This is a genomic window from Bacteroides sp. AR20 (genome assembly GCF_964250605.1).
GTDB lineage: Bacteria > Bacteroidota > Bacteroidia > Bacteroidales > Bacteroidaceae > Bacteroides > Bacteroides uniformis.
Genome location: NZ_CAXUGK010000017.1, coordinates 25112 through 39849, shown reverse-complemented (window position 1 = coordinate 39849; position 14738 = coordinate 25112). Strand labels below are relative to the sequence as shown.

Sequence of the window (14738 nt, the reverse complement as noted above, 5' to 3'; positions counted from 1 at the left end):
GTCTTTTTATTTGATGCGTACGGCATGGCTTGCCCGACGTTCAATGGAGTTTGCGAGAGTGGTCACTCTTAAAGAACGGGTATCTTCTTGTGCGGGCGGTTGTATGCTTCCGTCGATGGCGCCGAGTGCAGTGCTCAATAAGGCTTCGTTGGTATCTCCAAAGGGCAGGAAACGTGACATGTCGCTCATCTCATTCACTACATATCCCGAGTAGGCCGGTTGGAATCCGGATTCATAATCAGATTTCCCTTCCGAATTGTATATCTTGCAGACGATGGGATTCATCGTTATCATCAGTTCGGGGCTGGAGAAATTCCTGGAACCTACATTCTTGCCTACGGTAGTACCGCCGATTATGACAACATCCATATACGGGTCGAGGCAGTTAATCACCATTTCGGAGGCGGAGGCAGTCTGGCTGCTGGTAAGTACGTAGAGAGTATTCAGGTTTAGGTTTGCTCCGTTTCCGATGAGTCCGGAATTCAGGGTGAACGGTACTATCTGCGGATTGAAGCGGTTGTTGAATTCCAGGTACCCCAACTCTTGTCCCAAGGCGGAGGAAGGTGCAAGCATGGTACACAGCAATTCTGCGCAACTCAGTAATCCACCGTTGTTGTAGCGCAAGTCAAGGATGAATTCGTTGACTTGCTGTGATGCGAAATATTGGAATGCGCTGCGCAGGTCGTTGTCATATTCATTACTGTTGTCCGTGGGGCCGGAACTGAAGTGGTTGTAGACCAGATAACCTATTTTCTTGCTGCCTGATGTATATACATTCTTATAGTGCACCGGGTTGTCGTTGACGGGACGCGCCGATGCTATCTGTCTGGGTTTGTCGTAAGCAACGATGGCATTTTTCTCCACGTCGTAATAACCTACTGTAAGTTCCATGGCACTACTTCCATACAGTTTCTTATAATTCTGTTCAGTAATAAAGTTCCCGTCCATCTTCATAATCCAGTCACCCCGTTTTAGCCCGATTTCCGAGGCCGGGCTTCCGTCGGCAACGTAAAGAATCTGTGCAACAATGGCATTCTCTTCTCCTTCTACTTCTATCTGGTTGGTAGTGAACTGGAATCCGTAGCTGTAATCCGTATAGGGGATGCTGCGGGTAGTGGTGATGCTGACCAGACTGTCGATGGTGGAGAATTTGTCTTCTTCGGATTTGAGCGAGGCAAAGAAAGTGAAAGGGGCTTGAAAATAGTTCAAGTCGTTGGTATGGGGGATAGCGTCTACCCAATAGTACCACACACGCATGGTATCGTCAATCCAGCGGTCTGTCTGGGTCTGTCCGGCATACTCTTTCCAGCGGTCCACCCCGCAGGAAGTCAGATAAATGGGAAGAATCAGGGTTCCCAATATGAGTATCAGTATATTTCTTGCTTTCATGGGGGCAAAGATAGTGCAAATTGAGTGCAGAACTTTCATGCTTGCATGAAAAAGTTTTGCCGAAATGCAGTCTATCTTATCTAAAGATAGAAAATAGCTTGCTTATCTACCACAATTGTGGTATAAAATTCCCTAATCTGTGTCATTGTCTGCCCCGGCTTATCGCTCTATCTTTGCAACATCCGAATGAGAAACGGTTTATTCACCTAAAATACAAACGACAATGGAAACAAAGAAATTGCACTTTGAGACTCTACAACTTCACGTTGGACAAGAACAACCCGACCCGGCAACTGATGCCCGCGCCGTACCTATCTATCAGACAACTTCGTATGTATTCCGTAATTCGGCCCATGCGGCAGCCCGCTTTGGCTTGCAGGACCCGGGGAATATTTACGGGCGGTTGACGAATTCCACCCAGGATGTGTTCGAGAAACGTGTGGCGGCTCTGGAAGGCGGTGTTGCCGGATTGGCCGTAGCCTCGGGTGCGGCAGCCATCACTTATGCCTTTGAGAATATCACCCGTGCAGGCGACCATATCGTGGCAGCTAAGACCATCTACGGTGGAACGTATAATCTGCTGGCCCACACATTGCCTGCCTACGGGGTTACCACTACTTTTGTGGACCCGGGCAATCTGGACAATTTCGAGAAAGCGATTCAGGAGAATACCAAGGCAGTATTCATTGAAACGCTGGGAAATCCGAATTGCAACATCATTGACATTGATGCCGTTGCTGAAATAGCACACCGTCACCGGATTCCTCTGATTATAGATAACACCTTCGGTACTCCTTACTTGATTCGTCCCATAGAGCATGGGGCAGATATTGTAGTCCATTCGGCAACGAAGTTCATCGGAGGGCATGGTACGTCCTTGGGTGGTGTTATTGTAGATAGCGGCAAGTTCGACTGGGTGGCCTCGGGGAAGTTTCCCCAACTGACGGAACCGGACCCGAGTTATCATGGAGTACGTTTCGTCGACGCTGCCGGTCCTGCTGCCTATGCCATCCGTATCCGTGCCGTATTGTTGCGTGATACCGGTGCCACAATCAGTCCTTTCAATGCTTTCATTCTGTTGCAAGGATTGGAGACGTTGTCGCTTCGCGTGGAACGTCATGTGGAGAATGCCTTGAAAGTGGTTGAATTCTTGAAGAAGCATCCCAAAGTGGTTGCCGTGAACCACCCGTCCCTGCCCGAGCATCCTGACCACGCGCTTTACGGGAAATACTTTCCGAATGGAGGCGGTTCTATCTTTACGTTTGAGGTGCGGGGCGGTGTGAAGGAAGCGCAGACGTTTATTGACAGTTTACAGATATTCTCGTTGCTTGCCAATGTGGCTGATGTGAAATCCCTGGTTATCCATCCTGCCACCACTACCCATTCCCAATTGAGTGCACGGGAATTGGAAGAACAAGGCATCAAACCGGGCACGGTCCGCCTCTCCATCGGGACAGAACATATCGATGATTTGCTGGACGACTTGTCCCAGGCATTTGACAGAATTTAAAAGAATAACAGTATACGATAGAATGAATATTGCTGTATTATTGTCGGGAGGTGTAGACAGCTCCGTGGTGGTACATCTCCTTTGCGAACAAGGTTACCGTCCTTCTCTATTTTATATCAAAATAGGGAGGGACGATGCCGATTATATGGACTGCTCTGCGGAAGAGGATATGGAGATGGCTTCTGCCATTGCCCGGCGTTATGGATTATCGTTGGAAGTAGTGGACCTGCACCGGGAGTATTGGGACCAGGTGGCGGCTTATGCCATTGATAAAATAAGACGTGGCTTGACTCCCAATCCGGATGTGATGTGCAACAAGCTGATAAAGTTCGGGTGCTTTGAGCAACGTGTGGGGAAGGATTTCGATATCACGGCAACCGGGCACTACGCCACTACGGTGTTGAGGGATGGAAAGACATGGCTCGGTACCGCTGCCGATTCCGTGAAAGACCAGACCGACTTTCTGGCACAGATAGATTATCTGCAAGTTTCCAAACTGATGTTTCCATTGGGCAGACTGATGAAGAATGAGGTTCGTGACATAGCCCTGCGTGCCGGATTGCCCAGCGCCAGACGTCGTGACAGTCAGGGCATCTGCTTTCTGGGAAAGATTGATTATAATGATTTTGTGCGCCGTTTCCTTGGCGAAAGGGAAGGGGATATTGTGGAGTTGGAAACGGGTAGAAAGTTGGGCAAGCATCGGGGCTATTGGTTTCATACCATCGGCCAGCGTAAAGGATTGGGGTTGGGTGGAGGACCGTGGTTTGTTGTCCGCAAGGATGTGGAGGAGAATGTGATTTACGTGTCCCGCGGATGTGATACGGCATTGCAATACGGCTATGAATTCCGTATGTACGATTTTCATTTCATTACGGATAATCCCTGGAAGGGAGCGCAGGAAGAGGTGGAGGTGACTTTCAAGATACGCCATACGCCGGAGTTTGTCAAAGGCAGGTTGCAAAAGGAGGCGGAGGGTTACCGCATTGTTTCGGAAGAAAAGCTGCAAGGCATTGCTCCGGGCCAGTTCGGAGTGGTGTATGATGCTGATGCCCGGCTGTGTGTCGGGAGCGGGGAGATTTATATATAATATTCCACCAAGTCTACGATGCCTGCCTTCATGGCATATTTGGTGGCTTCGTGCGCATTGTTTACACCCAGTTTCCGGAAGATATTCTTCCGGTGGCTGTTTACCGTATGGAAGCTGAGGTTTCGTTCGGCAGCTATTTCTTTGGTTGTTTTCCCCAGGGCTATCTCTTTTAGGATGCTCCGTTCGGCAGTAGTCAGTAAATCATCTTTGATGGTAGGATGAGTGGGGGAGGAGGAACCGTTGCCTGCGAGCAGCAGGTTACTGACGTGATTACAGATGAATCGCTCCTTGCGTGAGGCGCATTGTAGTGCGGTCAGTATCTCTTCTTTGGAATTATCCTTCAGCGCTACGCCGAATGCCATGCTGCTGAACAATACCTGGCGCAGGAACGGTAGGCTCAATTCGTCGGAAAAGAGTAGCCAATCGGCTTCCTTGAAGCGTTCGTGAAGTACCATTAGCTCTTCGGCTCCCGAAAAATCAAAAAGGGTATAGTCCAGAATGACAACGGCGGTGGGATGCAGGCGTAGTTGCTGTATCAGTTCTGCCTTGTTGTCGGCTTCCAGCAGCAGGGAGGTGTCTTTCTGTCTGCCCAATAGGAACATCATGCCTGCTTTGGTGATATCTTGATTGTCTGCAATGATAAATTCTCTCATGACATTGGTATATAAAAAACTCCGCTACAAATGTACACTTTTTAGTGTGATTTGTGGCGGAGTGGGAATATATATATTTATATAAGGGTTTTACCAGGAACGTCCCTTGAATATGTTGGATTGTTCCAGCGGAACCAGGTTCCCGCTCAAAGTCATGGTGTTGGAGTTGAAGTTCGGGCTGATGGTTACGCTTGCGTTGTTCCCGCCATCGGTCAGCGTAAGGAATATCTGGGCGGAAATGCCGATACCCTGGATGCTGAAGTTACAATTCACGTTGCCCCGTTTGTCGGTAGTCATTTGGATGTCCGATACGGTTCCGTCTACTGTTACACCGCCAATGCCGTTAGGACCTGGGTATACGGTGTTGAAGGCTACCTGCACGGTGCCACGTCCTTGGTTGACCAATACGAAGTTGGTGTTGGAGTTTACAAATGCGGTCTGTCCGTTGCGGAACATCACTTGGTCTGCCTCCATTACGAACTGGTGAGCTTTCAAGGCCGCCATTGCGTCATCGTACGAAATGGCATCCTGTGCTTGTTCTTCAGCTTTCAGGCGTGCACGTTCTGCGTCTCTTTGGGCTTTACGGTCTGCGCGCTTTTCAGCTCTACTCTCTTGTGCATACATGGTCGTTGTTGCCATGCTTACCAATACTACTGCTGCTAATGCAATAAACTTTTTCATAATCGAATCTTTTTTTGTTTAGGTTTAAATAAATTGTTCGTTATAAGTTTATTGCAAGAACAATGCCTATCCAGGATTGTTCACCGGTTTTTTAATTATTTTATATCCGATAGCAGCAATAAAGATACTCATTACCGGACTGATAAGGTTGAAGAAGCAATAGGGAAGGTAGGTCAGTGTGGGTACACTCAAAATGGTGGCTTGCGTCATGCCGCAGGTGTTCCATGGGATAAGCGGGGAGGTGACGGTAACGGCATCTTCCGTGGTACGGCTAAGTAGCCGGCTTTCGTAGCCTTTCTTTGCGTAAACGTTGCTGAACATGTTTCCGGTGAGGATAATGCTGATGTACTGGTCTGCCGTGGCAAGGTTCAGGAACAATCCGGAACATACGGTGGATGCTACCATGCTGGCTGTATTCTTCATGAAGCGGACGAATAGGGAAGTGATGCTTCCTAGCATGCCGCTTGCCGTCATGGCTCCACCGAAACACATGGCGCAGATGATGAGCCAGATGGTATTCATCATTCCTGCCATACCTCGTGTGGCAATCAGTTCTGTCAACATGTCACTGTCAGTTTGTAGACTGGTACTGCCATAGAATGTCATCATTATCCCTTTGAACATATTCCCACCTTCCGCTATCTCATTCAGTAGTCCCGGTTGGAAGATGAAGGCGAATATCCCTGCCAGCAGAGTGGAGAGAAAGAGTGTGATGACGGAAGGTACTCTCCGGGCAATCAGTATTCCCGTAATCACGGGAACAGCCAGTAACCAGGGAGTAATGTTGAATTTGGCGTCCAATGCTGCCGTAAATTCCGCGATCTGTTGTGTATTGTTCGTTTCGTGTGTGAGTCCCATTACTGTAAAGATGACAAGGGTGATGAGGAGAGAGGGGACGGTGGTGATCATCATATAGCGGATATGGCTGAATAACGGTGTTTCCGTTACGGATGAGGCAAGGACCGTGGTATCCGATAACGGTGAAATTTTGTCTCCGAAATAGGCTCCCGAAATGATGGCACCGGCTATCCATCCCTCTTCAAAACCTTGTGCCTTACCTATGCCCAAAAGGGCGATACCGATGGTGGCGATAGTGGTCCATGAACTTCCCGTCATTACTGATACCAATGCACAAATAATGCAGGTAGAAGCAAGGAAAAAATTCGGATGGATAATCTGCATACCATAATATATAAGGGTAGGTACCACCCCACTTATCATCCATGTGCCGCTCAAAGCACCGATAATCAATAGAATAATGATAGCTGTGGCAACACCTGAAATGTTGTTGGTGATGGCAAGTTCATAATCTTTCCAAGGGATGCGGTAGAAAGTCATGCCGATAAAGACACACATACCAGTGGTGGCAAGCAGGGAAATCTGGCTTCCTCCACTCAAGGCGTCACTTCCGAAAGTATGGATGGTGGCGAACAGCATTCCTACGAGAAAAGCGATGGGAAATAGAGAAACGAGTGGAGAGGGTATTTTCTTTGCTGAATTCATAGGGTTGTTTTTGACTATGCTTGGTTGACGAATCTATTATCAATCTGTCGTTTATAGTTTGATGCGACAAAGGTATAACAATTCTGTTCAATATCTTCCTTATCCTTTGCATGACAAATAAAAATTATCAAATCTTTGCGTTTGCTTGGAAAAATGATAGTATCCTTGTTATTTCTTGCTGTAAAGGGTGATGGACAACGATATTATTGTTAAAATAACGCCGGTGCCGACCACGCCACTCCATCCCCAAGTCTGCCAACTGCTTCCTGCAAGGAAGGTACCCAAAGAGCCGCCGATGAAGTAAGTGGTCATGAAAATCGTATTTACCCGATTGGAGGCAGACGGGTAGATGTCGAAAATACTGGTCTGGTTGCTGAGTTGGATACATTGCATGCCTATGTCTATAAGAATGACACCGGTAATGATACCTGCATAGTTGTTTCCGCAGAAAAAGAGCGAGGCCCATGCAAGCAGAATCATTCCGCAACCGATAAAGTTGAAATTGCGTATGCCTACCTTTTTTACATATTTTCCTACAAAAGATGCGGTTAAGGCTCCGGCAATGCCGCAGAGCCCTAGTATGCCGATGACATCGCTGGATGCATGGAACGGGGCTTCTCCCATTTTGAATGCAAGGCAGGACCACATGGCAAGGAATGAGCCAAAGGCCAGTCCTGCACGTATCGAGTAGATTCGTAGAGAGGGGTATTCTCTTACTAATGAGAAAAGAGACTTCATCAGCCCGGAATATTTGCCTTGGAAAGTCGGTTGTATGTCCGGTAGTACCTTTAATACAACGATAGCGCATAGTAACATCATTCCAGCGGCGATGAAGTACATTTCACGCCAGCCAAGCACTTCACCCACAAATCCGCTGACAACACGTGATGCAAGTATTCCAGTCAGTAATCCTGAGATGACGACACCTACATTCCGTCCCTTGTTTTCGGGGCGTGAGAATTGCGAGGCAATCGGTACAAATATTTGGGGTATCATGGAGCAGATGCCGGTAATGAGTGATGCTGCCCAGATGATGTAGATGTTCGGTGCCATGGCAATGGCTAGAAGGGAAAATATGAGTAGGAAGAAATTCGTTAGGATGATATTCTTGCGTCGATAGAGGTCTCCTAATGGGACGATGAACAATAATCCCAGCGCATATCCGATTTGTGTAATCATGGCAATGAGGTTCGTTTTGAATTCAGAAACTTCCAATTCATGCCGCATGATATTAAGCAGGGGTTGATTGTAATACAAGTTGGCTACGGACACGCCAGCTACGATAGCAAGTGTCCAGAGTATATGTGCCGGTAATCCTCCGTTTTCTTTCAGTTCTTGTTTCATGCTGCAAAGATAATGTCTTTCTGTTTCATGCGCAAGATATGTGAGTATGATAAGAATATGTGTGAAGTGGTATCATCTTTTTAGCCTTTCCGTTTGTTATACTATTATTTTGTTTGAGAATAATTGATTGGAGCTATCTTGGATAAGCGGAATGTTGTATTGATATTTAAAGATACGTTGGGCATGGGAAATGAATGGTTTAGAGAGTTGCTGGGTATGAAATACAGGTGGACGAAATGCAGGCTCTTCTAGCAAACGAGGGTTGGTAAGGTGAATTCGATGACTCAAGGAACCTACCGTTCCCCCATTAGACCGCCTCCTGATGACATACTTGGGATTATCCTGCTATTGACTGAAAACTCGGGTATATATTAGTATGAATCATTATTACTTAAACTTATAATAGTATGAAACATTTATCGATAATAATAATAGTAGTGTCATTATGCGTTTTCCTGCTATCCATCGGCGTATATCATAAGGTTCCCTGGTCTGTTCTGCCAATAGTGGCTAGTGGAATCTGTATATTATGTTGGCTTTTGTTCCATTTACTCTGTATCAGTGAAGAAAGAGATTTACTGAAAGAGGGAAATCAGTATTTCATTGATACCTTTCAAAACATACGTAATCCCATTTCTTTGATTAAGACACCGTTAGGGGCAGTTTACGAAGGAGACTGTCCGGAAGACATAAAGAAGGAACTGGCTGTTGCACTTCATCATATAGGCGGGCTGGAGCAGCACTTGATAGCGTTGATGGAGTTGAAACGACTATTTGGCAATTCTGGTAGCCTGGTAGTTGCAGAACATGAAATCGGCGCATTTATGAGGAAGAAAGTGTCTTTTTTACAGTCTCATGTGGCCGGGTTACAGATGAAGCTGGATTTGGTTCCGGATTTTGACTATGCAAGCGCTTGGTTTGATCCGGGAAAGATATCTCCGGTTATCGACCGGTTTGTATTGAGTGCCATCGAGTGTTCTCTGCCGGAAACGCATCTCTCGATGCAGGTTTCGTTGAAGGGAGATTACTGGGCAATCAGGATTAAGGATACAGGCAACAAGCGATTTCTGAAATGTTGCAGATGGTACTCGTCGCGGCTTCCTATTCTGCGACCTCTGCATGGCAAGCAGTATGGCATGGGCGGTGTGTTTTTTGACAAGTTGATGAATATATGTGACGGGAAAATACTGACTTTGGAAAAGGAGGCTCTGCTTCGATTTCCCATAAGATGTTCGTGTGCGGTTTCGGGGGAGGATACATCCTTAAATATTCCGGACACTTTTCAGGTGAATGAGTCGGAAATAGCTTTCCATGGTTTCTCGAAGAAAAAAAATATGGATAGACCTTTAGTGATACTTGCGGATAATGACAAGGGATTCAAGGATTATCTTGAGAAACGTTTATCGGAATGTTTTGTAGTGAGGAGCTTTGATGACGGTCAGGAAGCATTGGAGGTAATATGTGAAGAGTATCCGGATTTGGTGATTTGTGATATCATGTTGAAAGGTATGAGCGGTGAGGAACTTTCTTCTAAACTGAAGACGTCGAGGGACACCTCCTTTATTCCGGTGATATTGATGGGGGCGCACATTGATGTGAAACGGCGGGAAAAGCGTTGTTCTTCTCAGGCTGATCTCTTTGTATGTAAGCCCTTTAATCTGGAGGACCTTAAAGTGGAAATATCCATATTGATAAATAATAGCCGTTTTCTTCGGAAGACATTTCTTCAGAAAGTTTTTGGAGAAGATTTTTTAACGAAACCTATGGAGCGGGCTCAGCAGGATGCCAATCTGGCATTTTTGAATGAAGTGAAGCTTTACATTATGGAGAATATGGATAAAGAGGATTTGACAGTAGATGATATTGCCTCCAGGATGTGCATGAGCCGGACAACCTTTTATAATAAGTGGAAGTTGTTGACGGGAGAAGCACCCAAATATTTGATTTCGAGAATCAGGATGGAGAAGGCACGGGAACTTTTGGAAAGCGGAAAATTTTCTGTGACTATGGTTGCTGAAATGGTGGGTATGCGAAATATGAAAAACTTCAGAGGCAGGTATAAGGAGTATTTTGGAAAAACACCGAAGGAGTTTATGAAAAAAGTATGATATTTACCTGAAAAAAACTTTCATGGAAAGGCTGTCACATATTAGATAATGGACAGCCTTTGTTTTGAAATAGGAGATAGGAGAACTAAACATCCCAAACTATCTATAAAGGAAAATCTCTCATCGTTTTCGTTTTGGGGATAACTGGGTATATATGATTAGCTTTACTTGCCGATGCAGCATATTAGACTGATTGACTACCAATAGTTTGAAACTTAAACGGTAGGAAAGTCTGATTTTGCTCTTTATTCTTCGCTGAACTTTTGCAAAGATACTGCGTTTTTCCGGTACAAGAAAACAAAAGAAAAGACTTTGATAAAAAAGGTGGTTTTTGGTGTAAATTTGCTAGCTGTACTATGAGATTTTCAGAAGATTTTGCATAGAATTTCATTGCTGGCGAAAAGAAAAAAAATACCCAGTAGGCTAATTTTCTTCTCTCCCTCTATTTGACTTAACTTTATTGCCCGTGTATATTATAACGGTCATTAAAGTCAAGTTAAGCGTGGAGTCATATCTTTTTCTTTTGGCAAGCAAAATAGTTCTTTGATATGATGTGTGTATGATGAACAATTTGCATCGTTTGTAACGAATAAGATATTATTTGTTGATGGTTGTACATGGTGCTTACAAATAACATTATAGCATTTGGTTTTTGGAAGTTTTTGCTCAAAATAGATTAGGTATATGGTTAATTATGCCAAGATGTGCATTTTACTATGTGTAATGCATCATTAAATAAATAAAAAGTATTACTTTTGTATATTATATGATATGTTGATTGTGATAAAGTCATCGGCATAGTTGCTTTGCACTTTAAATTGATGTAGTAATGACAAAGAATACAATGGGGACCAAACTTCCCCGAAAATTGGAGCAAAAGATGCAGATTGTAGGTGAGCAGATTAAGTTAGCTCGCTTGCGTCGGAATCTGAGTGTGGCTCAGGTGGCAGAACGGGCTACTTGTTCACCGCTTACTGTGTCCCGAATAGAAAAAGGGATTCCTACTGTTGCAATAGGGATTTATCTACGTGTTTTGTATGCATTGCAACTTGACGATGATATTTTATTGCTTGCCAAAGAAGATAAAATGGGAAAAACTTTGCAAGATTTGAGTTTGAAAACAAGAGAACGTGCATCCAAGAAAGAATAATCTATGAAAAAGTTGTATGTATATGCCGATTTCGATTGGCTCAAAGAAGTGGAACTCATTGGCGAATTAGGCTATGAGTCTCTTCGTGGTGCGGATAGCTATAGTTTTACGTTCAATAATGAATGGTTAAGGCAGCACAGCGATCTGTTTTTGAGTGACGATCTAAATAATTACCCGGGACAACAATATACACAACCGGACAAGGATATTTTCGGATGTTTTTCCGATGCTTTGCCGGATCGTTGGGGGCGAACTTTGTTGTTGCGTCGTGAGCAAATTTCGGCAGCGGAAGAAAAGCGACCTGTAAGGAGATTGTCATCTTTCGATTTCTTGACTGGTATCGATGATTTCTCCCGAATGGGTGGATTCCGTTTTAAAGAAACCCCTGATGATGAATTTATCAATGTAAGTGAATCGTTGAAAATCCCACCTCTGACGGATATTCGAGAATTGATTGCAGCCAGTGCGGAGATTGAGAAAAGCGAAGAAAACAATATGCTTCCTGATAGGAAATGGATTGCACAACTTGTGCAACCTGGTTCTTCGTTGGGTGGAGCAAGACCGAAAGCCAGTGTGATAGACACGGATAAAACGCTTTATGTTGCCAAGTTTCCTTCTCGTAAGGATGATTACGATGCAGGGCTTTGGGAGCATTTCAGTCACTTGCTTGCTACAAAAGCAGGAGTAAACGTAGCAAAAACCAAAGTGCTGGCAACTGGAGAAAAATATCATACATTGCTGTCACGACGTTTCGATAGAACAAACGATAGCAAACGTATTCATTTTGCATCTGCTATGACCTTGTTGGGATTAAGTGATGGAGATAATGCAACTACTGGACACGGCTATTTGGATATAGTTGACTTCATTATTCAGAACTGTACCGATGTAGAGCGAAATCTGCAGGAACTCTTCCGTCGTGTAGCCTTCAATATCTGCCTTGGTAACAGCGATGACCATTTCCGCAATCATGGTTTCCTGTTGACTGCAAAAGGATGGACATTGTCGCCGGCATACGATATGAATCCAACGCTGAATGAATATCAAAGTCTGCTCATCTCATCAACTTCCAACAAGGCGGATTTAAGTATCTTGTTTGATGCCTGCGAGGATTATATGCTTAATCGAAACACTGCGGAGAAAATTATTTCAGAGGTGATTGAAGCGATAAAAGAATGGCGCGAATTGGCAACACGATTAGGAATTTCCAAGAGAGAAATGGATATGTTTAGCGGGGTGTTGGATGAGCGGTGTGATAATATTTCCAGATGTTGAGTTTAATAACCAAAATTCTATCATAGTTGTACCCGTACTATACTATAAAATACATACTGTTATTATAGTGCAAGCGAAAAATTATTTGGGGCAAGAAATACAATATTAATAGTTTTAATCATAAATATAATGGATAAGAAAGAGTTGTTATATCTAATAGAACAGGATTCGGCTTTCATGAAAGCGTTTATAGATGAGTATAGACAAGAGGGTATTGATTCTGGCGTGGCAGAACGTTTGATGAGCCTATTTGTTGATATGAAACAAAGTGTTGAGGCGTTGGTTCCTGAATCTTTATTTGGCCGTTTTGGAAATCTACTACATTCGTTAGATATAGAGAAGTTGAGAAACAAACAAAATGCTCTTGAGAAATTACATGATTATGAACAATATCATAAGTTGGTTGAGAATATAATCACTAATAGTATATTTGTAAGTAAAACATTTTATTTGCTTAAAGCGATTGGATTTACAAGTTCTAATGTAGTTCTTATAGGGGCTAACGGTTGTGGTAAAACAACATTTGCAAATTCAATAAGAGAACACCTTGAAAGGACTGATAATGGAATTGTTATTCCTGCGCAAAAAATATTAATATTTCCAACGTATGATAGCTTACCAACTTACAAATCTGCTTTTTCTGATTATGAGAATCGTCAGAAAGTTTGCTTAGACGATAAGCAAACTTTTACTGCTGCAAAAAATGACGATTTCCCATATTCTTTATCAAAACAATATGGTGAAGAACTTAAGATACTTGTGTCTGCATTAATTTCCGAAAGGTTGGAAAGAAGAAATAATTTTTGTTCAAATGCTCAAGAAGGGGATATTATACATCTTGACGATTTTAGAAGTAATATTGATGACGTTATTGATATTTGGAATCGTCTTATAGAACATAGGGTTTTGTCTTGTGATAGTTTAGGAAATCTTAAGATTGAATATGCAGATAAACAATATCCTGCGTACAAAATGAGTGATGGTGAGCGTGTCATTTTTTATATAGTAGGGCGTGTTATGCTTGCAAAAGATTCATCTCTAATCATTGTAGACGAACCTGAAATACATTTACACAAGGCAATACTTAATAAATTATGGGATATTTTGGAGGAGAAGCGTAAAGATTGTATGTTTATATATTTAACTCATGATATAGATTTTGCCTCTACTAGGATAGCTAATAAACTTTGGTTAAAGTCTTATACATGTAGTGCTTCAGGGGTGTTCGAAAATTGGGAAATTGAGCAAATATCAGATTCTGAAATCCCAGAGGCAATGTTGATGAAAATACTGGGAAGTCGAAAAAAAGTGTTGTTTTGTGAAGGGAAAAAGGGTAGTTTGGATAGACAAATATTCGAAATGTTGTTCCAGGAATTTACAATAACCCCACTTGCCTCTTGCAAGGATGTAATCAATTACACGAGAGCTTATAATAAACTCAGTAAAAAATACGCTGTGGCCTATGGTATTATTGATAGAGATTTTAGAACAAATGAGCAATTGAGTAAGCTTGCAACGGAAAATATATACTCATACGATGTCGCAGAAATAGAAAACCTCTTTTTGATTGAAGATTTTATCAAAGGTTTTGCAGAATATAAACATGAAACTTGTGATATAGATAGTATTAAAAAACAAATTCTGTCTTTATTAGAACAAAATAAAGAGCTGCAAATTTCTTCGTATTTAATTCAAAAAATTAACTATAAATTTAATGAGTCTCATGTGCGAAATGGAAAAGATAAAACTGAAGTTGATGCGAATTTTAATGAGTTTGTAAAACAAATAAAAATTGAAGAATGGTATAATATACGATTACAGGAATTAAATGATGTGATTAATACTGGTGATTATGCAAAAGTTATTATGCTATACAATAACAAAGGTCTTCATTCAATTATTGAAAAGGCATTAGGTATTTCATCTTATAATTTGAAGGCATTGGAATACTTAAGAAATTCTCAAAGTGCTCGTTCTATATTACATAGTGTTTTTCCAAAATTAGAATAGAAACTTAGAATAACAACCTGAAAGTTGT

The 14738-nt window shown here is 42.9% G+C and carries 11 protein-coding genes; 6 read left to right on the top strand and 5 right to left on the bottom strand.

All coding sequences use genetic code 11. The annotated features are described in order from the left end of the window. Positions 1-6 precede the first annotated feature (6 nt). Entirely contained in the window at positions 7-1428 is a 1422-nt protein-coding gene (locus ACESTD_RS10280; RefSeq protein WP_050756838.1) for a S41 family peptidase, read from the bottom strand. A gap of 184 nt (positions 1429-1612) precedes the next feature. Here ACESTD_RS10280 and ACESTD_RS10275 point away from each other — a divergent pair, with 184 nt between their 5' ends. Both ACESTD_RS10275 and mnmA read left to right on the top strand, forming a co-directional pair. Further along, positions 1613-2899 carry an O-acetylhomoserine aminocarboxypropyltransferase/cysteine synthase family protein gene (locus ACESTD_RS10275; RefSeq protein WP_005835904.1) on the top strand — a complete coding sequence of 429 codons (1287 nt, stop codon included), beginning with the start codon at positions 1613-1615 and terminating at the stop codon, positions 2897-2899. Positions 2900-2921: 22 nt separating this feature from the next. Then, positions 2922-3986: a tRNA 2-thiouridine(34) synthase MnmA gene (gene mnmA, locus ACESTD_RS10270; RefSeq protein ID WP_005835905.1), complete on the top strand. Its 1065-nt coding sequence runs from the start codon at positions 2922-2924 to the stop codon at positions 3984-3986. Here mnmA and ACESTD_RS10265 read toward each other — a convergent pair. From ACESTD_RS10265 to ACESTD_RS10250, 4 genes are all read right to left on the bottom strand, one after another. Continuing rightward, positions 3977-4639, bottom strand: coding sequence for a response regulator transcription factor (locus ACESTD_RS10265; RefSeq protein ID WP_005826511.1), 663 nt, complete (start codon positions 4637-4639; stop codon positions 3977-3979). The two genes, mnmA and ACESTD_RS10265, sit on opposite strands and share 10 nt — an antisense overlap. A gap of 90 nt (positions 4640-4729) precedes the next feature. Then, complete coding sequence (locus ACESTD_RS10260) at positions 4730-5320, bottom strand: DUF4251 domain-containing protein (RefSeq protein ID WP_373158848.1); 591 nt, start codon at positions 5318-5320, stop codon at positions 4730-4732. A 66-nt stretch (positions 5321-5386) separates the two neighbouring features. Next, positions 5387-6823, bottom strand: coding sequence for a Na+/H+ antiporter NhaC (nhaC, locus tag ACESTD_RS10255; protein WP_005835906.1), 1437 nt, complete (start codon positions 6821-6823; stop codon positions 5387-5389). A gap of 168 nt (positions 6824-6991) precedes the next feature. Then, the gene (locus tag ACESTD_RS10250) at positions 6992-8167 is read right to left on the bottom strand and encodes an MFS transporter (protein WP_005826523.1); all 1176 of its coding nucleotides are present in this window, start codon (positions 8165-8167) and stop codon (positions 6992-6994) included. A 407-nt stretch (positions 8168-8574) separates the two neighbouring features. Here ACESTD_RS10250 and ACESTD_RS10245 point away from each other — a divergent pair, with 407 nt between their 5' ends. The 4 genes from ACESTD_RS10245 (at position 8575) to ACESTD_RS10230 (ending at position 14710) form a co-directional block, all read left to right on the top strand. Beyond that, positions 8575-10275, top strand: a complete 1701-nt coding sequence (locus tag ACESTD_RS10245; protein WP_195288646.1) for a response regulator — start codon at positions 8575-8577, stop codon at positions 10273-10275. Between the two features lie 829 nt (positions 10276-11104). Further along, entirely contained in the window at positions 11105-11425 is a 321-nt protein-coding gene (locus ACESTD_RS10240; protein WP_373158849.1) for a helix-turn-helix domain-containing protein, read from the top strand. 3 nt (positions 11426-11428) lie between these two features. Continuing rightward, positions 11429-12700 carry a type II toxin-antitoxin system HipA family toxin gene (locus tag ACESTD_RS10235; RefSeq protein ID WP_122294982.1) on the top strand — a complete coding sequence of 424 codons (1272 nt, stop codon included), beginning with the start codon at positions 11429-11431 and terminating at the stop codon, positions 12698-12700. Positions 12701-12829: 129 nt separating this feature from the next. Further along, positions 12830-14710 (top strand): AAA family ATPase, encoded by a 1881-nt coding sequence (locus ACESTD_RS10230; RefSeq protein WP_122294984.1) that lies wholly within the window; start codon positions 12830-12832, stop codon positions 14708-14710. Positions 14711-14738: the final 28 nt, after the last annotated feature.